The organism is Klebsiella scottii (assembly GCF_036561945.1).
In the GTDB taxonomy this organism is placed as follows: domain Bacteria; phylum Pseudomonadota; class Gammaproteobacteria; order Enterobacterales; family Enterobacteriaceae; genus Klebsiella; species Klebsiella scottii.
Window position 1 is genome coordinate 3320521 of record NZ_JARXNI010000020.1, and the last position, 22182, is coordinate 3342702.

Consider the following 22182-nt stretch of genomic DNA (forward strand, 5'->3'; position numbering starts at 1 on the left):
GCATTCGATGTCCATTGACGATATTTTTGCTAGCGATAACCCGGATATCTACCGCGTCAGAACCCATGCGCCGGGTCCGCAGGGCGAGCTGCCGCTGACCCCGGATATGTTAATCAACCGCCCTAGCGGCGATATTTTTGGCATGACCATGAATGCCGGGATGGGCTGGTCGCCGGATGAGCTGAATCAGGACGGTATCCTGCTGCTTAGCACGCTGGGCGGGCTGCGCGGGCCGGACGGCAAACCCGTCGCGCTGGCGCTTCATCAGGGACATTACGAGCTGGATATCCAGATGAAAGCAGCGGCGGAGGTCATCAAAAACCATCACGCGCTGCCTTACGCGGTGTATGTCTCCGATCCCTGCGACGGACGCACGCAGGGCACCACCGGCATGTTCGATTCATTACCTTATCGCAATGATGCCTCTATGGTGATGCGCCGCCTGATCCGTTCCCTGCCGGGAGTTAAAGCGGTGATCGGCGTGGCAACCTGCGATAAAGGGCTGCCCGCCACCATGATGGCGCTGGCATCGCAGCATGATAAAGCGACGGTATTGATCCCCGGCGGGGCCACGCTGCCTGCTTTACATGGCGAAGATAACGGCAAGGTGCAGACTATCGGCGCGCGCTTTGCCAACGGCGAATTGTCGCTGCAGGACGCTCGTCGGGCGGGCTGTCAGGCCTGCGCTTCGTCGGGTGGCGGCTGCCAGTTCCTCGGAACCGCAGGCACCTCGCAGGTCGTCGCTGAAGGCCTCGGCCTCGCTATTCCGCATTCTGCGCTGGCGCCTTCGGGCGAACCGGTCTGGACGGAGATCGCCAGGGCATCAGCGCGGGCCGCGCTGCTGCTGAGCCAGAAGGGCATCACGACGAAGGATATCCTCACCGATCGCGCTATTGAAAACGCCATGATGGTCCATGCGGCATTTGGCGGCTCCACCAATCTCCTGCTGCACATCCCGGCGATTGCCCATCAGGCGGGCTGCCATATTCCGACGGTGGAGGACTGGATACGCATTAATAAACAGGTGCCGCGCCTGGTCAGCGTACTGCCCAATGGCCCGGTTTATCACCCAACCGTACGGGCCTTTATGGCTGGCGGCGTACCTGAAGTGATGCTGCATCTGCGCCAGCTGGGTCTTCTGCATGAGGATGTCATTACCGTCACGGGCAAGACGCTAGGGGAAAATCTCGACTGGTGGGAGCGCTCCGAGCGTCGGCAGATATTTAAAAATCTGCTGCTCAGTCAGGAGCAGGTTGATCCCCAGGAGGTCATCATGTCTCCGCAGCAGGCGCAAAAACGCGGGTTAACCTCCACGATTACCTTCCCGGTCGGAAATATCGCTCCGGAGGGCTCGGTCATAAAATCCACGGCCATTGACCCCTCGGTCATTAATGAAGAGGGTATTTATTATCATCAGGGCGTGGCGAAAGTGTACCTCTCGGAGAAAACCGCCATTTATGATATCAAACACGACAAAATTAAAGCAGGCGATATTCTGGTTATTATCGGCGTAGGGCCATCCGGCACCGGGATGGAGGAAACGTATCAGGTTACCAGCGCCCTGAAGCATTTATCCTATGGGAAGCATGTTTCACTTATTACCGACGCCCGGTTCTCCGGCGTTTCCACCGGCGCCTGTATTGGCCACGTTGGGCCGGAGGCACTGGCAGGCGGCGCCATCGGGAAATTACGCACCGGGGATCTCATTGAAATTAAAATTGACTGCAAACAACTCCAGGGAGAAGTCAATTTCCTGGGTCTCGCTAACGCTCAGGAACTCCCCTCACGCGAGGAGGCTAGCGTTATATTAAACGGCAGAAGCAGCCACCCTGATTTAATGCCCGATCCTGATTTACCAGATGATACCCAACTCTGGGCGATGCTCCAGGCGGTAAGCGGCGGAACCTGGCGCGGCTGCATCTATGACGTTAATAAAATAAGCGCTGCATTGCACCAGCAGATGACTAAATCCTGAAGAAATAATTAAAACCATTATTACATTATTAATGAGAGGACGTTATGCCACTATTAATTGTTGTGGCAGGTATCGCTGTACTCCTGCTTTTAACCATAAAAATAAAACTCAATACTTTTGTTTCATTAATTATTGTCTCGCTGGCCGTAGCTATTGCCAGCGGCATGGAGCTGAATAAGGTCGTCGCTTCTGTCGAATCCGGGCTGGGCGGCACCCTGGGTCATATCGGCTTGATATTCGGTTTTGGCGTAATGCTGGGACGGTTATTATCCGATGCCGGCGGCGCGCAGCGTATTGCATTGACCATGCTGAACTATTTTGGTGTCAAAAGGCTGGACTGGGCGGTAGTAACTTCGGCATTTATTGTCGGTATCGCGCTATTTTTCGAAGTCGGTTTAATTCTGCTGGTACCGATTTTATTCGCCATCGCCAGGGAAGCTAAAATATCACCGATGTATATGTGCGTACCGATGCTGTCGGGTTTGTTAGTGGCGCACGGTTTTCTGCCGCCACATCCCGGCCCTACCGTCATCGCCAGAGAATATGGCGCAGATGTTGGCGTCGTGCTGATTTATGGCATCATCGTGGGCATTCCAACCTTTATTCTCTGTGGCCCGCTGCTGAATAAAGTATGCCAACGGCTGATCCCGGAGGCATTTACCAAAGAAGGCAACATTGCTTCCCTTGGGGCGACAAAGAGCTTTACCGAAAGCGAAATGCCGGGGTTTGGGATAAGTTTCCTGACCGCCATGCTGCCGGTGATCCTGATGGCTCTGGTCACCATTATGCAAATGGTCCGGCCAAAAGACGCAGGCGACCCCGGTATGCTCTATTCCGTGTTCCTGTTTTTGGGAAACTCGACGATCGCGATGCTGATTTCGCTGCTGTTCGCCATTTGGGCGATGGGTCTCGGGAGAGGAAAAACGATCCCGGAACTGATGGACTCCTGCGGGAAAGCAATTGCAGGCATTGCCGGTCTGTTATTGATTATCGGCGGCGGCGGCGCATTCAAACAGGTGCTGATTGATTCTGGCGTCGGCCAGTATATTTCGACGCTGGTGGCAGGCACGGATATCAACCCCATTCTGATGGCCTGGGGAGTGGCGGCCTTTCTGAGGATTTGTCTGGGCTCCGCAACGGTTGCCGCCATCTCCACCGCCGGCCTGGTGATCCCTTTGCTGTCTGCACACCCAAACACAAACCTGGCCTTGATTACTCTTGCGACGGGCGCAGGCTCCTGCATTTGCTCCCATGTCAATGACGCAAGCTTCTGGATGATAAAGGATTTCTTCGGCCTGACCATCAAGGAAACCCTACTGTCCTGGACGCTAATGTCTACAATGCTATCCCTTTGCGGCCTGATCTTTATTCTGCTGGCCAGCATGGCGATTTAAGCCACGCGGCCGTGCTTCACGCAGTGCCCCTTAAACTCCCCCTCGCGGGCCAGGGTTTACGGGGCACGCCCCTGGCCGCGTGCATAAATCCGCGCCGGCCCGTCTTTGCGGCTTTCAGCCCCCCACGCCCTTGTACCGCTGGCGGCCCCTTTCCCGCACAAATCGTTTCCAGCATTAGCATTTTTTTAACAAAATATTCCGCTGACTATCCAGAGACTGATATGGTGTTAAAGTGACTATAACAGCCTAATGATAATGGAGTTCACCACCGTGTCTGGCCTGAAAATTACGCTATTGCAACAACCGCTGGTGTGGATGGACGGTCCCGCCAACCTGCGCCATTTCGATCGCCAGCTGGAAGGTGTCAGCGGGCGTGACCTGATTGTTTTGCCGGAAATGTTTACAACCGGTTTTGCCATGGAAGCCGCTAAACAGTCGCTGCCGCAGGAAGAGGTCATTGACTGGATGCTGGCGAAAGCGGTGCAGACCAATGCCCTTATTGCGGGTAGCGCTGCGCTACAAACCGAACGCGGCCCGGTTAACCGCTTCCTGCTGGTGGAGCCCGGCGGTAAAAGCCATTTTTATGATAAGCGGCACCTGTTCCGGATGGCCGAAGAGCATCATCATTATACGGCGGGCGACGAGCGGGTCGTTTTCGAGTGGCGCGGCTGGCGGATCCTGCCGCTGGTCTGCTACGACCTGCGCTTCCCGGTATGGTCACGCAACCATAACGACTACGATTTAGCGCTGTACGTGGCCAACTGGCCGGCGCCGCGCTCGCTGCACTGGCAGTCGCTGCTGGTAGCCCGGGCAATTGAAAACCAGGCCTACGTCGCCGGCTGCAATCGGGTCGGTACCGACGGTAATGGCCACCACTATCGGGGCGACAGCCGCATTATCAGCCCCCAGGGAGAGATTCTGGCAACGGCGGAACCTCACCAGGCCACGCGCCTCGACGCGGAGCTGTCGCTCACCGCGCTCAACGAGTATCGTGAAAAATTCCCCGCCTGGCAGGATGCCGATCCGTTTAGCCTGGATTAATTTCCCCTCCCCCATCCGTTTTATTTCGCCGACGCAATCATTACGCAACGGCGTCTAGTGGTCGGAGTCCAGCAGCGGCGCTAAAAATTGCGCCGCTTTTCTGGCGCCATTCGCGGTAATGGTATGACCGACGCCGGGTTCGAAATAAGTATCGACATCGACACCGATAGCGGCGAGTTTTTGTGCGGCGGTTTCGCTTTCGCGGATAGCGATCGTCGGATCGTTGACGCCATGGACCAGCAAAGTCGGCGTCCCGTTATTGGCTTGCCACGGCGCCGGGGAGGCCAGACGGCCGGAAAACGAGATCGCGGCGGTGAGCGGAAACGCTCCGCTGACCAGCGCATCGAGGGTCATAATGGCCCCCTGAGAGAAGCCGGCAAGCACCAGCCGATCTTCGCCAGGCGAGAGCTGATGTTGGCTGATAATCGCCTCAATGCTGGCACGAAAGGCGCGGCGCGCGCCGGCAATCCGCTCCGGCCGCGTGGCGTCGCTGATGCCGTTGAGGCTGAACCACTGGTAGCCCGGCCCCATATCAAAGCTGGCCGTGCCGTTAGGGGTCGCGATCGTCACGCCGGGAAGCTGCTGACGCCAGAAGTGGCCGAGGCCCTCTAAATCGTCGCCGCTGCTGCCGACGCCGTGTAGCAAAATAATCAGTTTTTTCATCTCTGGCTCGCTTAAAGTCCGTAACCGCTCAAATCCGGCCCTGCAGGCACAATCCCGTTTGGGTTCAGCGCCTTGATGGAGTAGTAGCCCTGCTTAATATGGTCGATATTCACCGTTTCGCGAACGCCCGGAATGGCCAGCAGAGCGCCAAGATAACGATCGAGGTTGCGGTATTCCGCCAGCCGGCGAAGATTGCATTTGAACAGCCCGTGGTACGCCGCATCGAAACGAATCAGGGTGACGAAAAGACGAATATCCGCCTCGGTCAGCGTCTCGCCGCTCAAAAAATCGCGCGTCGAGAGGTGCTGTTCGAGCCAGTCCAGCATTGAGAAAACATCATTGACCGCTTCCTGATAGCTCTCCTGGGTGGTGGCGAATCCGGCGCGATACACGCCGTTATTGAGCTTCGGATAAATATCGCTATTGAGCCGGTCGATCTCTTCGCGCAGCGCCTGCGGATATAGATCGATGCGGCTGTCCGCCAGTTCGCCGAAGCCGTTGTTAAACATCCGTACGATATCGGCGGACTCGTTGTTCACGATGGTGGCGGTCTTTTTGTCCCACAGCACCGGGACCGTGGCGCGCCCGGTAAAGGTCGGGTCCGCCCGGGTATAGAGCTGATGCAGCCACTCGACGTTATTCAGCGTATCGCGGTTAGCGCCGGGATAGTCGCCAAAATGCCAGCCTTCGTTGAGCAGCCAGGGCTCAACCACAGATACGCCGACCACCGCCTCCAGCCCTTTCAGCCGGCGGGCGATTAGCGTACGCGATGCCCACGGGCAGATCAGCGCAACGTACAGGTGGTAGCGATCCGGCTCGGCCTGAAACCCGCCGCTGCCGGTGATCCCCGGCTCACCGTTCGGCGTGACCCAGTGGCGAAAGCTCGAGGTCTGGCGCAGGAAACCGCCTTTTTTATCGGTCGCCTGCACCGGGTGCCAGTCGGCGGTCCATTTTCCATCAATCAGCATAAAACCCCCGTTACGATTTCAGCGGCGTCGGTTTTAACGCGTATTTACCGTCCCCGGTGAGCGCCAGCACGATCAGGCCAACGATCCAGAAAGCGGGGAATTCCCAGCCGCCGTTCGGGTTGGTAAAGAAAAACCCGGCCGAACCGTGCACCGTGAAGATCGCGCCGAGTAAAATGGGGATCAGCACCACGGCCACGATACGCGTATAGATGCCGAGGATCAGGGCGATGGCGCCAAAGAATTCAACGGCCATCGTGATATAGGCCAGCCAGCCCGGAAGGCCAAGCGAGGCGAAGAATTTTGCGGTGCCCGCGGGGGTGAAGGCGAAGAATTTCAGGCCGAAGTGCGCCAGAAACAGGATGCCGAGCGCCAGGCGCATGACCAGAGCGGCATAGGGAGTGGTACGTTGATCAATCATGGTGAAATCCTCTTGGGTGGTTAGCATCTCTTCCTGCGCAACGATGGCGGCGGGGAAACGACCTTAAGTAAGAGGACTGTACAATATTTTGTGGGCCTGATTATCCCGTCAAAATGGGCATACTTATTTCCATAATGGAAATAATCATCAGCACCGCGCCCGTTCTTCCTCGGCAGAAAAGGCCTCGACGAGGAAATCGATCATCACCCGCGATTTGTGCGCCAGATAGCGGGCAGGCGGAAATACCGCAAACAGCGCCAGCGGCGGGGCTTCATATGGCGCCAGCAGCGAAACGACCCGCCGCTCATCCAGCGCTTTTCGGGCAATAAAGAACGGTAAACGGGCAATCCCCAATCCGGCGCAGGCGGCGGCAAGACAAACCTCGGCATTGGAGAATTTCAGCTTGCCGTACACCGGCTGAGTGTGGAGCTGCTGCTGTTCATCGAGGAAGGGCCAGTTCCAGGGATCGCGAAAGTTGGTATCGACAATCAGCGCGTGCTGGCTCAGAGCGTCCCAGCGTTGGGGCTCGCCGTTAGCGGCCAGGTAATCCGGAGACGCCACAACCACGCTACGTATCGGGCACAGGCGACGGGCGAGCAGCGTGCTATCGGTCAAATTGCCGATACGCAAGGCGAGGTCGAAACCTTCATCTACCACGTTAACCAGGCGGTCGGAAAAACTGACATCCAGCTCGATATCCGGATAGCGACGGGCGAAGGTGACCAGGTGGGGAGCCAGCTGAGTGGAGCCAAAGCTCACCGGCGCGGAGATGCGCAGCTGCCCGGATGGGGCGTTGGAGAGCGTGCGCACCGAGTCGTTGAGCTCATCGTAGTCAATTAACAGCTGGCGGATACGTTGATAGTAGGCCAGCCCGACGTCGGTGGGGGTGAGCGAACGAGTGCTGCGCCTTAACAGCTGTACGCCAAGGTCGCTTTCAAGGCGGGAAATCAGCTTGGAGGCCTGGCCGTGGCTGGTTCCGCAGCGCTGGGCGGCATTGGTAAAACTGCTGGTTTCCATTACCGCAACGAACATTCGATCGCAATCCAGCCGTTCCATAAAGCGTTTCCCACTCTTTTTTGAAAACGCCACCATAGCAAAATGCCCCGAATGAGCCTAGCTGTGCTCGCGGTCACAGCATTAATACGCCGGTTTTCTGGCGCAGCCCCGCAAAATAACCTTATAATTGCTGCACCTTTTCCTGTCTTAAGTTTAAGCTGGAGATACAATGGAGCTCAGTCGCAGGCAGTTCTTTCGCATCTGCGTGGGTGGGATGGCAGGGACAACCGTAGCATCGCTTGGTTTTCTCCCTGCGTTTTCCGCTAACGCCGAGACGCGTCAATATAAACTATTAAAATCCAAAGAAACCCGTAATAACTGCACCTACTGCTCGGTGGGCTGCGGCATCCTCATGTATAGCCTTGGGGATAACGCGAAGAACGTGCGTGAAAGTATTTACCACGTTGAAGGCGATCCCGATCATCCTGTGAGCCGCGGCTCTTTGTGCCCGAAAGGCGCCGGAGTGCTGGACTATATCCATAGCGAAAACCGTCTGCGTTATCCCGAATATCGGGCGCCGGGGGCGGATAAATGGACGCGCATCAGCTGGGACGAGGCGATTAATCGTATCGCGCGGTTAATGAAAGACGACCGCGACGCCCACTTTATCGAAAAGAACGCCCAGGGCGTCACCGTTAACCGCTGGACCTCAACCAGCATGCTGTGCTCTTCGGCGGCGAGTAATGAGACCGGGATCCTTGACGGCAAATTTACCCGCGCGCTGGGGATGGTGTCGATTGACTGCCAGGCGCGTCTTTGCCATGGCCCGACGGTCTCGGCGCTGGCGCCGACCTTTGGCCGCGGGGCGATGACCAACAACTGGGTGGATATTAAAAACGCCAACGTCGTGCTGATTATGGGCGGCAACGCGGCGGAAGCGCATCCGGTTGGCTTTAAATGGGTTATCGAAGCCAAAATTAAGAATAATGCGACGGTTATCGTCGTGGATCCGCGTTTTAACCGCAGCGCGGCGGTAGCCGACCTGTACGCGCCGATCCGCGCCGGTTCCGACAGCGCCTTCCTGCTTGGCGTCATTCGCTATCTGATCGCGCACGATCGGGTGCAGCACGAGTACGTGCGCCACTACACCAATGCCAGCATGATCGTGCGTGAAGACTATGCTTTCGATGCCGGGCTGTTCAGCGGTTTTGATCCTGAACAACGCCAGTACGATAAAACCAGCTGGAACTACGAGCTGGATGAGAACGGTTTCGCCAGACGCGATGAAACCTATCGCCACCCGCGGTGCGTCTGGAACCTGATGCGGCAGCATGTCGAGCGCTACACCCCGGAAATGGTCAACCGCCTGTGCGGAACGTCGATCGACGATTTCCTGCGTATTTGCCAGCTTTTGGCCAGCACCAGCGCGGCGAATCGCACCGCCACGATCTTATATGCCCTCGGCTGGACCCACCATACGGCGGGAGCGCAAACCATCCGCGCCGCGGCGATGCTGCAGCTGCTGCTGGGCAATATCGGCATGGCCGGCGGCGGGATTAACGCGCTGCGCGGGCACTCCAATATTCAGGGCTATACCGACCTGGGGCTACTCTCCACCAATCTGCCGGGATATATGCCGCTACCATCGGAAAAACAGCCCGATTATCAAACCTATATTGCGCAAATCACCCCTGCGGCCTTAGGGGCGGATGAAGTTAACTACTGGCAAAATACGCCGAAATTTTTCGTCAGCATGATGAAAAGCTTCTGGGGCGATGCTGCAACGGCGGAAAACAACTGGGGCTATGACTGGCTGCCGAAATGGGACCGGCTATACGATGTGATGACCCAGGCCGAGCTGATGACGCAGGGAAAAATCAATGGCTATATTGTCCAGGGATTTAACCCGCTGGCGGCGTTTCCCGACAAGAACAAGTCGTCCAGAGCGCTGGCAAAACTGAAATATATGGTGGTCATCGACCCGCTGGTGACGGAGTCAGCCAACTTCTGGCAAAACCACGGGGAAATGAACGATGTCCGCCCCGCCGATATCCAGACCGAAGTGTTCCGCCTGCCGTCCTCCTGCTTTGCGGAAGAGGACGGTTCGATTGCTAACTCAGGCCGCTGGCTGCAGTGGCACTGGGCGGCAGCGGAGCCGCCGGGAGAGGCGCTGCATGACGGCAAAATTCTGGGGCGGCTGTTTACCCGTCTGCGCGAACTGTATCAGCAGGAAGGCGGCGCCAACCCGGCGCCAGTCCTCAATATGTCGTGGGACTACCACGATCCCCGCGATCCGCTGCCGGAAGAGGTGGCCCGTGAGGCCAATGGTAAAGCGCTGCGCGATATTGTTGATGACCAGGGTCAGGTGATCGTCAAAAAAGGCCAGCAGCTCAGCAGCTTTGCGCAATTGAAGGATGATGGTTCCACCAGCAGCTACTGCTGGGTCTATTGCGGCTGCTGGACCGAACAGGGCAACCAGATGGCGAATCGTGATAATAGCGATCCTTACGGGCTGGGCTGTACGCCCGGCTGGGCCTGGTCATGGCCGGCTAACCGCCGCATTCTCTATAACCGCGCGTCGGCCGACCCGGCAGGCAAACCTTGGGATCCGCAGCGCGCGCTGCTGCACTGGGACGGTAAACGCTGGGCGGGAATGGATGTCGCCGACTATAACCAGGCGGCACCGGACAGCAACGTCGGGCCGTTTATCATGAACCCGGAAGGGGTCGGCCGTTTGTTCGCCTTGAACAAAATGAACGATGGCCCCTTCCCTGAGCACTATGAGCCGATAGAGTCCCCGATTGGCACTAACCCTCTCCACCCGAAGGTGGTCTCCAGCCCGGTGGCGCGGATCTTTAACGGCGATCTGGCGAATATGGGCCATGCGGATGAGTTCCCGTACGTGGCGACCACCTATTCGATTACCGAACTGTTCCGCCACTGGACCAAACATGCGCGTCTAAACGCTATCGCGCAGCCGGAGCAGTTTATTGAAATCGGCGAGAAGCTGGCTGAAGAGAAAGGCATTTTGAGCGGTGACGTAGTCAAAATCGTCTCGAAACGCGGTTTTATCAAAGCCAAAGCGGTGGTGACGAAGCGTCTGCAAACGCTGACCATCGACGGGCGTACGGTCAATACGATCGGCATTCCCTGTCACTGGGGTTTTGAGGGGGTGACCCGAAAAGGGTTCCTGGCGAACACGCTGACGCCTTCGGTGGGCGATGCGAATTCGCAGACTCCCGAATACAAAGCCTTCCTCGTGAACGTGGAAAAGGTGTAAGGGAGACGGCTTATGGCTTATCAATCGCAAGACATTATTCGTCGTTCCGCGACTAACGGTTTCACCCCTGCGCCTCAGGCGCGGGACCACCAGCAGGAGGTCGCAAAGCTTATCGACGTCACCACCTGTATCGGCTGTAAAGCCTGCCAGGTGGCCTGTTCAGAGTGGAACGATATCCGTGATGAGGTCGGTCACAACGTCGGCGTGTACGACAACCCGGCCGATCTGACCGCCAAATCCTGGACGGTGATGCGCTTCTCGGAAGTGGAGCAAAACGACAGGCTGGAGTGGCTGATCCGTAAGGATGGCTGTATGCACTGCGCCGACCCGGGCTGCCTGAAGGCCTGTCCGTCGGAAGGGGCTATCATTCAGTATGCCAACGGTATCGTCGACTTCCAGTCCGAGCAGTGTATCGGCTGCGGCTACTGCATCGCCGGCTGCCCGTTCGACGTCCCGCGCCTCAACCCGGAAGACAACCGCGTCTACAAGTGCACGCTGTGCGTCGATCGCGTTACCGTCGGCCAGGAGCCGGCCTGCGTGAAAACCTGCCCGACCGGCGCTATCCACTTTGGCTCCAAAGAGGATATGAAGGTGCTGGCAGGCGAGCGCGTCGCCGAGCTGCAAACCCGCGGTTATGACAATGCGGGCCTGTACGATCCGGCCGGCGTCGGCGGCACGCACGTGATGTACGTCCTGCATCATGCCGACAAGCCGAATCTGTACCACGGCCTGCCGGAGAACCCGGAAATCAGCGCCACCGTGAAGTTCTGGAAAGGTATCTGGAAACCGCTCGCGGCGGTGGGCTTTGCCGCGACCTTCGCCGCCAGCATCTTCCACTACGTCGGCGTCGGTCCGAACCGTGCGGAAGAGGAAGAAGACAACCTGCATGAAGAGAATGACGAGGTGCGCAAATGAAAAGACGTGACACCATCGTGCGCTACACGGCGCCGGAGCGAATCAACCACTGGGTCACCGCCTTCTGCTTCATGCTGGCGGCGATAAGCGGGCTGGGGTTCTTCTTCCCGTCCTTCAACTGGCTGATGCAAATTATGGGCACCCCGCAGCTGGCGCGAATTCTGCACCCGTTTGTCGGCGTGATCATGTTTGCCTCGTTCATCATCATGTTTTTCCGCTACTGGCATCACAACCTAATCAATCGGGATGATATCTTTTGGGCGAAGAATATTCGTAAGATCGTCGTCAACGAGGAGGTAGGTGACACCGGGCGCTATAACTTCGGCCAGAAATGCGTGTTCTGGGCGGCGATTATTTTCCTGGTTCTGCTGCTGATAAGCGGCGTGATCATCTGGCGTCCGTATTTTGCGCCTGCGTTCTCAATCCCGGTGATCCGATTTGCGTTAATGCTGCATTCATTTGCCGCAGTGGCGTTAATTGTGGTTATCATGGTGCATATCTACGCCGCCCTGTGGGTGAAAGGCACCATTACCGCGATGGTGGAAGGTTGGGTTAGCAAAACATGGGCGAAGAAACATCACCCGCGCTGGTATCGCGAAGTCAAAGAGAAGCAGCCTTCGGCCACGAAAGATTGATGAAGTAAATACGAGAGATTTTCTGACTAACAGGAATGTTAGCGTAGTGACCGCGCGTAACAGGATGGAAACAGCGATGCTGTTACGCGCTATTTTGCTCGGCGATTGCCGGGGCGCTGACATAAATAAAACCGGTCATAACCGCGCAAGCCAGACGGCAATGGCGTACAACAAAACGCAGATATGAAAAAGGCCCACGTTAATTAATAACATGGGCCTGAATAGTGGCGGAACGGACGGGACTCGAACCCGCGACCCCCTGCGTGACAGGCAGGTATTCTAACCGACTGAACTACCGCTCCACTTTCACTGTTCCCTTGGGAACGAGGCGAATATTACGGATTACCGCTAACTCCGTCAACGCTTTTTCTTCACTTTTGAACCGTTTGCTGTAAAAATCGCCCGCCCGCCTATTTTTACAGCGTATTGCGGCGTATCAGCTCCGCCACAGGCAGCTTCCGCCTTTCTTTTGTACCAAATCGAGCCGCGATTCATGGTTTAGCAGCTCGTCATCAGAGGCGTAAACGACGCGCAGCCTGCTGGCAGCCCGAACAACGCGCTGTATTCCTATCTCTCCTGCCTGCATCTGGCCTTCGCCTTCCGTCGAAAATGCCAGCGTCGTCTGGCCGCCGGTCATCATCAGATAGACATCAGCCAGAATCTGGGCATCGAGTAACGCCCCGTGAAGCGTTCGCTTGCTGTTATCTATTTCATAACGCGAGCACAGCGCATCGAGGCTGTTACGCTTGCCGGGGAACATTTTCCGCGCCAGCGCCAGGCTATCGGTGACCTTGCAGAAGGTATTGGTTTTGGGAATATCGCGCTTTAGCTTGCCAAACTCATAATCCATAAAGCCGATATCGAACGATGCGTTATGGATGACCAGCTCCGCCCCGCGGATATAGTCCATGAACTCATCGACTACGTCGGCAAACACCGGCTTATCCATCAGAAACTCATCGGCAATCCCGTGAACGCCAAAGGCTTCAGGGTCCACCAGCCGGTCCGGCTTGAGATAAACGTGGAAGTTATTCCCGGTGAGGCGGCGGTTGATCACCTCCACCGCACCGATCTCGATGATTTTATGTCCTTCGTAATGCGCACCGAGCTGGTTCATACCAGTGGTTTCAGTATCGAGAACAATCTGTCGCGTAATTGCAGTGCTCATATCAGTCATTTATGTCAGACTTGCCGTTTACATATCGATGTCAATTACAGGAAGTCTACCAGAGATGCTTAAACAGGTAGAAATTTTCACCGACGGTTCATGCCTGGGTAATCCAGGACCCGGCGGCTACGGCGCCATTTTACGCTATCGCGGGAAAGAAAAAATCTTTAGCGAAGGTTATAACCTTACGACCAATAATCGCATGGAGATGATGGCAGCTATCGTTGCGCTGGAAGCGCTGAAAGAGCAGTGTGAAGTCGTACTCAGCACCGACAGCCAGTACGTGCGTCAGGGGATCACCCAGTGGATCCACAACTGGAAAAAGCGCGGCTGGAAAACGGCTGATAAAAAACCGGTCAAAAATGTTGATCTGTGGCAGCGCCTGGATACCGCGCTTGGTCAGCACCAGATCAAGTGGGAATGGGTTAAAGGCCACGCCGGCCATCCGGAAAACGAACGCTGCGACGAGCTGGCGCGCGCTGCCGCCTCCAGCCCTACGCAGGACGATATCGGTTACCAGCCAGAACGTTAATTCAGCCCGTTTCGCGACTGTCGCGTGGCCCCTACCGTCTGGCGCAGCCGGGCCTTCGCTTTTCCCGACTTCAGCGGATTTAGCGTTAACGGGATAGTGCGCTTGCGGGCCACGATCAGCTGCAGGCAGCCCAGCGCCGGTAGGTGGGTACTGAGCATCTTACCGCCGTGTCGGGACCAGGGCAGCACCTGATAGCGGCCGTAGTGCAGAACCTCAAAATTGAGCAGCGCCAGCCAGTCGAGCTGGCGCGTTAGCGTAAACATCCGGCTGCTGTACGGCACCGTTTTACGCAATACCGGCATCAGCTTGCGCAGCCCCATCAGGCTCACCGGATTAAAGCCGGTCATAATTATCCAGCCGTCGTCAATCAACACCCTGTCGGCTTCGCGCAGCAGGCGGTGAGGATCGCTGCACCAGGGTAAGGTATGCGCCAGCAGGCAGGCGTCAACCGACTTTTCGGCAAAAGGCAGATGGAGGGGATCGGCCTTCACCTGAATCGGCGTCCCCTGTAGCGAAACGTTCACCTGATGCGAGATAGCGCAGGATTCGGTATTGATTTCCGCGCTCAGATTGCCAATCTTAAGCAAATGAAAGCCATATAGCTTGGCCAGCCACGGTTTCATCTGCCGCTCCAGCGATTCGCGATAGTATTCGCCCCAGGGCATACTGGACCAATGCTCTGGCGCTGTGACTATCTGAGATATCCTTGCCGGCTTCATCGCAACCTTCCGCTACGCTTTTAGGAGTAATAAATGAATCTTATCAGCATTCCTGCATTTCAGGACAACTACATCTGGGTTCTTAGCGCGGAAAACGGCCGCTGTCTGATCGTCGATCCTGGCGAAGCGGCGCCCGTACTGGCCGCAATCGCGGAACACGGCTGGGAGCCGGAGGCCATTTTTCTCACCCACCACCACCACGATCACGTTGGCGGCGTAAAACAACTGCGCGAAACATTCCCCGACATCGTTGTTTACGGACCGGCAGAAACCCAGGATAAGGGAACGACCCATCTCGTTGCCGACGGCGATCGGGTCGTTGTTTTAGGCCACGAATTTTCTATTTTCTCTACGCCAGGTCACACTTTAGGACACGTCTGTTTCTTCAGTGAACCTTATCTATTTTGTGGCGATACAATGTTTTCCGGCGGCTGCGGCAGACTCTTTGAAGGGACCGCAGAGCAGATGTATCAATCATTTCAGAAAATAGCCGCGCTACCCGACGATACGCTGGTATGTTGCGCACATGAATATACTTTAGCAAATATGAAGTTTGCTCTGAGTATCCTGCCACAGGATATGGCTATAAATGATTACTACCATAAAGTTAATGAGTTACGTGCAAAAAAACAAATGACACTCCCGGTAAATCTGAAAAATGAGCGCCGTATAAATTTATTTTTACGCACGGATGACAATGATTTAATTAAAGAAATATCCAAAGAAACAAATTTGCAACACTCTGCGCAGCGATTCGCCTGGTTAAGGTCAAAGAAAGATGACTTCTGACATTTAACTCTTGTCATTCGCTAACTTCACCGTTATTCTTGCTCGTCTTTTAAGCAACTATTGACACACACATGAAGGCACGAGCGATTTTACTCGTCTCTGTCCTGCTGGTGGGGTGCCAGTCGTCTAAGCACGATGGCAACGTTCAACAGCACGCACAGAGCCTTTCTGCAGCTGGTCAAGGGGAAGCAGGTAAGTTCACAAGTCAAGCGCGCTGGTTAGATGATGGAACCTTCTACGCGCAAGACCAGGATCTGTGGACTTCCATAGGCGACGAGCTAAAGATGGGAATACCGGAAAATACCCGGATTCGCGAACAGAAACAGAAGTACTTACGTAATAAGAGCTATCTCCACGATGTAACTTTACGGGCAGAGCCGTATATGTACTGGATAGCCGGGCAAGTTAAGAAACGTAACATGCCAATGGAACTGGTATTACTACCCATAGTGGAGAGCGCTTTTAACCCGCATGCAACGTCTGGCGCCAATGCCGCAGGCATCTGGCAGATCATTCCGAGCACCGGGCGCAATTATGGTTTGAAACAGACCCGCAGCTACGATGCGCGTCGGGACGTCGTCGCCTCTACTACGGCGGCACTGAACATGATGCAGCGTCTGAATAAGATGTTTGACGGCGACTGGTTATTGACCGTCGCGGCTTATAACAGCGGTGAAGGCCGGGTACTGAAGGCAATGAAAGCGAATAAATCACGCGGCAAGCCTACTGATTTTTGGTCGCTTTCATTACCACAGGAAACCAAGGTTTACGTACCTAAGATGCTGGCTTTGAGCGACATTCTCAAAAACAGCAAGCGTTATGGCGTGAAGCTGCCGACGGCAGACGAAAGCCGTGCGCTGGCGCGAGTTCGCCTCGATAGTCCGGTTGATATCAGCCAGCTGGCCGATATGGCAGGAATGCCCGTCGGCAAGCTAAAGACATTCAATGCCGGCGTAAAGGGGACAACCCTGGGTGCGAACGGGCCGAATTACGTAATGGTGCCGCAGAAACATGCAGCTCAGCTGCGTGAATCTCTGGCCTCTGGCGACATTGCAGCCGTACAGCCGACGCAGCTCGCGGTTAACGCGCCGTTGACCAGCCGCAGCTATAAGGTTCGTTCCGGCGATACGATTTCCGGGATCGCCTCACGTCTCGGCGTGTCGACGAAAGATTTGCAGCAGTGGAATAACCTGCGCGGATCGGGGCTGAAAGCGGGCCAGGAGCTGGTAGTTGGCGCCGGCAGCAGCGCGACCCGTCTTGCGAACAACAGCGATAGCATTACCTATCGCGTACGCAAAGGCGACTCGCTGTCGAGCATCGCAAAACGTCATGGCGTGAATATTCGTGATGTGATGCGCTGGAACAACGGCACCGATGCCCTGAAGCCGGGCGATCAGCTCACGCTGTTTGTGAAAAATAGCGACAGACCGGATTCCTGATATACCTGATAAAAAAGGCACCGTATCCCGGTGCCTTTTCTTTTTATATCGCTTTTTTATATCGCTCTATGCGCTTCAAACATGATGGTATCGCTGGTAAAGGAGCCGTCGTCCTGTAAGGCAAAGTAGGCTTTTACCTCTGCCGATGCGCTATCCTGATAGAGGCGAATCGCTGCCACCAACGCCTCCGGCGTACGCATACGCGCCACCCATGAGCTGAACTCCAGCGGCAGGCGATCGGTCGATAAACTATTCGTGACCAGCCCGGCATCGTTCGCCAGCGCCAGCCACTCTCCGCTGGAATAGTTGCGGACGTGGGAAGTATCGCGCAGCGCTTCAACCGTTTGCAGCCATACGTCGCGAACCGGATGTCCCGGCGACATGACATCCATAATAATCAGCACTCCACCCGGCTTGAGAACGCGCTTGACCTCACGCAGCGCCTGGCCGACATCGTGCCAGTGATGGGCAGAATAGCGGCTAATCACCACCTCGAAGCTGGCCGCCGCAAAGGGCAAGGTTTCCGCATAGCCCTGCTGGGTCTTTATATTTGAAAACCCCTTATCCTGAGCAGCCTGCGCCACAACGTCCAGCATCTGGCTGGATAAATCATATGCCGTTACCTCTGCCACCTGCCCGGCCGCAGCGAAGCTGGCATGCCCGGCGCCACAGCCCATATCGAGGACCCGCGCAGCAGGGAAATCAGCCAGCCGCTCGGCCAGCCGCTGCAGATCGCGTCCGGAGGCGTGTACGGCGCTGGTCAGGTAAGCGCTGGCCTGTGAGCCAAACTGTTTTTCGACGTTGTCATGGTGAGAGCGTGTTGTCATTGTGTTGTCCTTCGGTTGTTTGAATAATAAAGGCAGCACCTTGCTTGCGCAGGCCCGCCCCACGGCAGGCCTGACGTACCTTAATTAATCAGGCTTGCCGGGACTGAATTCGACTAGTAGCGGGTTGTGATCGGAGGCACTCGTGACCAGCACAGAGGCATCGTGCACGCTTAACCCCCGGTAGAACACAAAATCGAGCGGACGACCAAAGGCGCGGCGGCGCTGATCGTCAGAAAAACGAACCTCGCGCAGCGACATTTCTCGGGCAAAGCGATAGAGCGCGTTCATGCGCGGTCGGCTCCAGGCATTAAAATCACCGGCCATAATAACCGGGCCGCTGTGATGAGCTATCTGGTCGCCGATAGGTAACAGCTGCTTGCTGTAGACATCAACCCCAAGGCTGAAGTTAACCGCATGGATGTTCACCACCATCAGCAAACGCATATCTGGCAGCGGATAGACGGTCACTAACGCCGATTTAGCCAGTCGCAAAATGGGTTCGCGTTCGCGCAAGGGACAGCAGTAGACCGGATGAGTCGAAGCCAGCGTCATGACGCCAGATGGGTGCTGAGGCAGAACTAATGCGGGGACCTGATCGGCTGCCAGATAGTTGGTCGTGGCGAATCTGACCAGCTCGGGCGTCGTTTGTGCTTCTTGTAACAGCACCAGATGAGCGTCTTTACCGAAATTATTCAGCACGGACTTCCACTCGGCCCGCTGCTGTTTAAATATATTCCACACCAGCACGCGAATTTTCTCATCGCTGCTTAAAGGTACGCCTGCCGGGAATCCATGGCTAATGCTTGCAAATGACCCCGGAGGCAAAATTCTCTCCGCAGGCTGTCCGGCGACATAGCGCATAGCATAAGTATTCTTTCGCAATTTAGGCATCAAACCTCGATAACATGAAACCGGCCTGACTGCGGCCGGTTATTCTGTTATAGGGACTTTCGTATGCACTTTCAATGCAATTCGCGAGAAACCTTTATCCTGCGATGGAAACCGCCTTTGCCGGATGAGATTTATCCAGGCGACCGCTCAGCACGACCAGCAGTAGCGCAGCGAACACAATCCCCGCGCCAATCCACGGCGTCCCGGCCAGGCCATAGCGTTCTACGGTTTGTCCGCCAATAATAGAGCCTAATGCGATGCCGACGTTAAAAGCGGCGATGTTAAGGCCGGAGGCAACGTCTACGGCGCCGGGCGTATATTGCTCCGCTTTCTGTACGACATAGACCTGCAGACCCGGCACGTTGCCGAAGGCGAAAATCCCCATCACCAGCACCGTTGCCAGCGCAGCATACTGGATGCTGGCGGTAAGCTGGAACACCAGCAGCAGCGCAACCAGCGCGGCAAAGATGATCTTCAGCGCGGGCACCGCCCCGCGCCTGTCGGCCAGTTTGCCGCCCCAGACGTTACCGATCGCCACAGAAACGCCGTAGCCCAGTAAAATCCAGCTCACCGCTGACGGGCTAAACCCGGCCAGGTCCTGCATCATTGGCGCGAGGAAGGTAAACGCCGTGAAGACGCCGCCGTATCCCAGGGCGGTAATCGCATAGATGATCAGCAGGCGCGGGTGGGTTAATACCTTCACCTGATCGCGCAGGCTGGCGCTGGCCCGCCCCGGAATATTGTTCGGCACCAGAATCAGGCTGCTCACCAGCGCAATTACGCCGAGAATGGAAACCGCAAGGAAGGTTTCGCGCCAGCCGAAATGCTGGCCGATAAAGGTTCCGATCGGCACCCCGGTGACCAGTGCCACGGTGAGACCGCCAAACATAATGGCAATCGCCGATGCAGCCTTCTCTTTAGGCACCAGGCTGGTCGCAATGGTAGAACCAATCGAGAAGAACACGCCGTGCGCCAGGCCGGTAAGCAGGCGGGCGAAAATCAGCGTTTCATAACCCGGCGCCTGCCAGGCAAGCAGGTTGCCGGCAGTGAACAGCACCATCAGCGCCAGCAGCAGCTGTTTGCGCGGCATGCGGCCGGTCAGCGCCGTCAGCACCGGGGCTCCGATCGCCACGCCCAGCGCGTAGATAGAAACCAGCAGACCCGCTGAAGGCAGTGAGATGGCCAGCTGTTCTGCGATAGTCGGCACCAGGCCGACAATCACAAACTCGGTGGTACCAATCGCAAAGGCACCGATAGTTAAGGCAAGTAGCGCCAGTGGCATAATTTACTCCGTATCATCAGGATTAAGATGACACGTAGTATGCAGGGATGCTTAAATAACAAAAACTATCAAAGTCTCAATAGAATTTTGCTACAGGTGCAATAATGAGAGCGACATCAGAAGAGATTGCCATCTTTGTCGCCGTGGTGGAAAGCGGAAGCTTTAGCCGGGCGGCGGAACAGCTCGGACAGGCAAACTCCGCCGTCAGCCGGGCGGTGAAAAAACTGGAATCAAAGCTTAGCGTCAGCCTGCTTAACCGGACAACTCGCCAGCTAAGCCTGACCGAGGAGGGGGAACGCTACTTTCGTCGTATGCAGGTGGTGCTTCAGGAAATGGCGGCGGCGGAAAATGAGCTTCTGGAAACGCGGACTACGCCAAGAGGATTGCTGCGAGTGGATGCCGCTACGCCGGTGATGCTGCACTTCCTGATGCCGCTGGTGAAGCCTTTCCGCGAACGCTACCCAGAAATGACCCTCGCGCTGGTTTCGTCGGAAACCTTCATCAACCTGATTGAGCGTAAGGTGGACGTTGCGATCCGCGCGGGTACCTTGACGGATTCCAGCCTCCGCGCCCGGCCGCTGTTTAACAGCTACCGGAAAATCATCGCTTCACCTGACTATCTCTCCCGCCACGGCACGCCGCAGGATGTAGCCAGCCTTAAAGATCATCAGTGTTTGGGTTTTACCGAGCCTCTTTCATTAAATACCTGGCCTGTCTCCTGCTGTGATGGTCAGCTGCTGGAAGTCAGCTGCGAGATATCCTCAAATAGTGGGGAAACCATAAAACAGCTGTGCCTTGCCGGTAACGGCATCGCCTGTTTATCGGATTATATGGTGAATCAGGAGATTGCGAGCGGGGAGTTTGTCGAGCTTCTTGCCGACAAGCGGCTGCCGGTAGAGATGCCGTTTAGCGCCGTTTACTACAGCGACAGAGCGGTCAGCACCCGGATCAGGGCGTTTATTGATTTTCTCAGCGAGCATGTAAAACAGCTCCCGAAGGAGCTGTAGAAGGTTAAATAAGGGCTACAGAGGGTTGATTATTTAATCCCACTCAGGGGCAAGACCTTCCGGGCTAACCAGGCGATCGTTGCAATCCAGCGCGGCGATCGCTTTGCGATCCTCCTCATCCAGCTGCAGATCCTGAGCTTTCAGGTTGCTCGCCAGGTTTTCACGCTTCGTTGAAGATGGGATCACCGCGTAGCCTTCTCCCAAAGCCCAGGCCAGAATCACCTGCGCAGGGGTTGCGTTGTGCTTAGCAGCAATACCAGAAATGACTTCGTCTTTCAGAGCCTTACCATATGCTAGCGTCATATATGACGTGATATGGATACCGCGCGCTGTCGCCCAATCCACAACTTTGCGGTTCTGCAGGTACGGAGACAGCTCAATCTGATTGGTGGCAATATTTTCGGCGCCGACGGCAGCAATAGCGCGTTCCATCAGCGGGATGGTGAAGTTTGAAATCCCGATCTGTCGAGTCAGCCCCAGCTCCTTAGCTTCCAGCAGCGCCGGCATAAACTCTTCAACGGCAACGGCATCGCCCGGAGAAGGCCAGTGGATCAGCGTCAGATCGACATAATCAGTACGCAGCTTTTTCAGGCTCTCTTTCAGGCTGGCAATGAGCGAGCCCTTGCTCAGGTTTTCGATCCAGATCTTGGTTGTGATAAACAGCTCATCACGCGCTACGCCGCTTTCGGCGATAGCCTGGCCAACGGCCGCTTCATTATCATAGATCTGGGCGGTATCTATCGTACGGTAGCCCAGTTCCAGCGCCGTTTTTACCGATGCGATAACCACATCATCTTTCAGACGGAAGGTTCCAAGACCAAATGCAGGGATTGCCATAAAATTCCTCTTTTTTACTTAGTGTTAACTCATTGAGAAGATTATGGCTGAGGTGACGGAGGGGAAAAAGATCGATAAATGCAGAGGATTTTTGCTGAAACAGCAACAATAGTACGATGGAAAAAGAAAAAGCCCTGAGCAAATGCTCAGGGCTTTTAATAAGTGGCGGAACGGACGGGACTCGAACCCGCGACCCCCTGCGTGACAGGCAGGTATTCTAACCGACTGAACTACCGCTCCACCGAATTTCTCTACAACAACCGGTTTATTGCCCCGGTTTACTGCTAATTTGATGCCTGGCAGTTCCCTACTCTCACATGGGGAGACCCCACACTACCATCGGCGCTACGGCGTTTCACTTCTGAGTTCGGCATGGGGTCAGGTGGGACCACCGCGCTGTTGCCGC

Annotated in this window: 20 protein-coding genes, 2 tRNA genes and 1 rRNA gene; 10 read left to right on the forward strand and 13 right to left on the reverse strand. The window is 55.9% G+C overall.

What is annotated here, in order from left to right; genetic code table 11:
• Positions 1 to 7 precede the first annotated feature (7 nt).
• The 3 genes from QFI97_RS23305 (at position 8) to QFI97_RS23315 (ending at position 4410) form a co-directional block, all read left to right on the forward strand.
• Positions 8 to 1975, forward strand: coding sequence for a YjhG/YagF family D-xylonate dehydratase (locus tag QFI97_RS23305; protein WP_095105549.1), 1968 nt, complete (start codon positions 8 to 10; stop codon positions 1973 to 1975).
• A gap of 44 nt (positions 1976 to 2019) precedes the next feature.
• On the forward strand, positions 2020 to 3369 hold the full coding sequence (locus QFI97_RS23310; protein WP_095105548.1) for a GntP family permease: 1350 nt from the start codon (positions 2020 to 2022) through the stop codon (positions 3367 to 3369).
• A 270-nt stretch (positions 3370 to 3639) separates the two neighbouring features.
• The gene (locus QFI97_RS23315) at positions 3640 to 4410 is read left to right on the forward strand and encodes an amidohydrolase (protein ID WP_346432065.1); all 771 of its coding nucleotides are present in this window, start codon (positions 3640 to 3642) and stop codon (positions 4408 to 4410) included.
• 54 nt (positions 4411 to 4464) lie between these two features.
• On the opposite strand, the gene QFI97_RS23320 is transcribed toward QFI97_RS23315, so the two are convergent.
• The 4 genes from QFI97_RS23320 to QFI97_RS23335 form a co-directional block, all read right to left on the reverse strand.
• Positions 4465 to 5073 (reverse strand): alpha/beta hydrolase, encoded by a 609-nt coding sequence (locus QFI97_RS23320; RefSeq protein WP_331833652.1) that lies wholly within the window; start codon positions 5071 to 5073, stop codon positions 4465 to 4467.
• An 11-nt stretch (positions 5074 to 5084) separates the two neighbouring features.
• Positions 5085 to 6041, reverse strand: a complete 957-nt coding sequence (locus tag QFI97_RS23325) for a glutathione S-transferase family protein (protein ID WP_346432066.1) — start codon at positions 6039 to 6041, stop codon at positions 5085 to 5087.
• Between the two features lie 10 nt (positions 6042 to 6051).
• On the reverse strand, positions 6052 to 6459 hold the full coding sequence (locus QFI97_RS23330) for a DoxX family protein (protein ID WP_095105601.1): 408 nt from the start codon (positions 6457 to 6459) through the stop codon (positions 6052 to 6054).
• Between the two features lie 147 nt (positions 6460 to 6606).
• On the reverse strand, positions 6607 to 7515 hold the full coding sequence (locus tag QFI97_RS23335) for a LysR family transcriptional regulator (protein ID WP_346432067.1): 909 nt from the start codon (positions 7513 to 7515) through the stop codon (positions 6607 to 6609).
• Positions 7516 to 7684: 169 nt separating this feature from the next.
• On the opposite strand from QFI97_RS23335, the gene fdnG reads away from it, so the two are divergent.
• From fdnG to fdoI, 3 genes are read left to right on the forward strand one after another with little or no spacing between them, the layout of a single operon-like run.
• Positions 7685 to 10735 carry a formate dehydrogenase-N subunit alpha gene (fdnG, locus tag QFI97_RS23340; RefSeq protein WP_331833654.1) on the forward strand — a complete coding sequence of 1017 codons (3051 nt, stop codon included), beginning with the start codon at positions 7685 to 7687 and terminating at the stop codon, positions 10733 to 10735.
• Positions 10736 to 10747: 12 nt separating this feature from the next.
• Positions 10748 to 11650 carry a formate dehydrogenase subunit beta gene (gene fdxH / locus QFI97_RS23345; RefSeq protein WP_346432068.1) on the forward strand — a complete coding sequence of 301 codons (903 nt, stop codon included), beginning with the start codon at positions 10748 to 10750 and terminating at the stop codon, positions 11648 to 11650.
• Positions 11647 to 12285 (forward strand): formate dehydrogenase cytochrome b556 subunit, encoded by a 639-nt coding sequence (gene fdoI / locus QFI97_RS23350; protein ID WP_346432069.1) that lies wholly within the window; start codon positions 11647 to 11649, stop codon positions 12283 to 12285. Before fdxH ends, fdoI begins: the two co-directional genes overlap by 4 nt.
• Before the next feature lie 225 nt (positions 12286 to 12510).
• Here the strand turns inward: fdoI and QFI97_RS23355 are convergent.
• Both QFI97_RS23355 and dnaQ read right to left on the reverse strand, forming a co-directional pair.
• Positions 12511 to 12587 (reverse strand) — tRNA-Asp (locus QFI97_RS23355).
• Positions 12588 to 12721: 134 nt separating this feature from the next.
• Positions 12722 to 13453 carry a DNA polymerase III subunit epsilon gene (gene dnaQ / locus QFI97_RS23360; RefSeq protein ID WP_095105793.1) on the reverse strand — a complete coding sequence of 244 codons (732 nt, stop codon included), beginning with the start codon at positions 13451 to 13453 and terminating at the stop codon, positions 12722 to 12724.
• Positions 13454 to 13517: 64 nt separating this feature from the next.
• On the opposite strand from dnaQ, the gene rnhA reads away from it, so the two are divergent.
• The gene (gene rnhA, locus QFI97_RS23365; protein WP_499843351.1) at positions 13518 to 13985 is read left to right on the forward strand and encodes a ribonuclease HI; all 468 of its coding nucleotides are present in this window, start codon (positions 13518 to 13520) and stop codon (positions 13983 to 13985) included.
• Here rnhA and QFI97_RS23370 read toward each other — a convergent pair.
• Positions 13982 to 14704 (reverse strand): class I SAM-dependent methyltransferase, encoded by a 723-nt coding sequence (locus tag QFI97_RS23370; protein ID WP_095105785.1) that lies wholly within the window; start codon positions 14702 to 14704, stop codon positions 13982 to 13984. The two genes, rnhA and QFI97_RS23370, sit on opposite strands and share 4 nt — an antisense overlap.
• 33 nt (positions 14705 to 14737) lie before the next feature.
• On the opposite strand from QFI97_RS23370, the gene gloB reads away from it, so the two are divergent.
• Both gloB and mltD read left to right on the forward strand, forming a co-directional pair.
• Positions 14738 to 15493, forward strand: coding sequence for a hydroxyacylglutathione hydrolase (gloB, locus tag QFI97_RS23375; protein ID WP_346432071.1), 756 nt, complete (start codon positions 14738 to 14740; stop codon positions 15491 to 15493).
• Between the two features lie 71 nt (positions 15494 to 15564).
• Entirely contained in the window at positions 15565 to 16932 is a 1368-nt protein-coding gene (mltD, locus tag QFI97_RS23380; RefSeq protein WP_095105779.1) for a murein transglycosylase D, read from the forward strand.
• Between the two features lie 56 nt (positions 16933 to 16988).
• Here the strand turns inward: mltD and QFI97_RS23385 are convergent, their stop codons facing one another.
• The 3 genes from QFI97_RS23385 to QFI97_RS23395 all read right to left on the reverse strand — a co-directional run bounded on the left by QFI97_RS23385 (position 16989) and on the right by QFI97_RS23395 (position 19932).
• Positions 16989 to 17759, reverse strand: coding sequence for a class I SAM-dependent methyltransferase (locus QFI97_RS23385; protein ID WP_346432072.1), 771 nt, complete (start codon positions 17757 to 17759; stop codon positions 16989 to 16991).
• 84 nt (positions 17760 to 17843) lie between these two features.
• Positions 17844 to 18641: an endonuclease/exonuclease/phosphatase family protein gene (locus QFI97_RS23390; RefSeq protein WP_095105790.1), complete on the reverse strand. Its 798-nt coding sequence runs from the start codon at positions 18639 to 18641 to the stop codon at positions 17844 to 17846.
• 103 nt (positions 18642 to 18744) lie between these two features.
• Complete coding sequence (locus tag QFI97_RS23395; RefSeq protein ID WP_346432073.1) at positions 18745 to 19932, reverse strand: MFS transporter; 1188 nt, start codon at positions 19930 to 19932, stop codon at positions 18745 to 18747.
• Positions 19933 to 20036: 104 nt separating this feature from the next.
• Between QFI97_RS23395 and yafC the strand changes: the two genes are divergently transcribed.
• Positions 20037 to 20939 (forward strand): DNA-binding transcriptional regulator YafC, encoded by a 903-nt coding sequence (gene yafC, locus QFI97_RS23400; RefSeq protein WP_041144158.1) that lies wholly within the window; start codon positions 20037 to 20039, stop codon positions 20937 to 20939.
• 33 nt (positions 20940 to 20972) lie between these two features.
• On the opposite strand, the gene dkgB is transcribed toward yafC, so the two are convergent.
• From dkgB to rrf, 3 genes are all read right to left on the reverse strand, one after another.
• Entirely contained in the window at positions 20973 to 21776 is an 804-nt protein-coding gene (gene dkgB / locus QFI97_RS23405; RefSeq protein ID WP_095105768.1) for a 2,5-didehydrogluconate reductase DkgB, read from the reverse strand.
• Between the two features lie 163 nt (positions 21777 to 21939).
• Positions 21940 to 22016: transfer RNA gene (locus QFI97_RS23410), tRNA-Asp, on the reverse strand.
• A gap of 54 nt (positions 22017 to 22070) precedes the next feature.
• Positions 22071 to 22182: ribosomal RNA gene (gene rrf / locus QFI97_RS23415) — 5S ribosomal RNA — on the reverse strand; the annotation flags it as partial.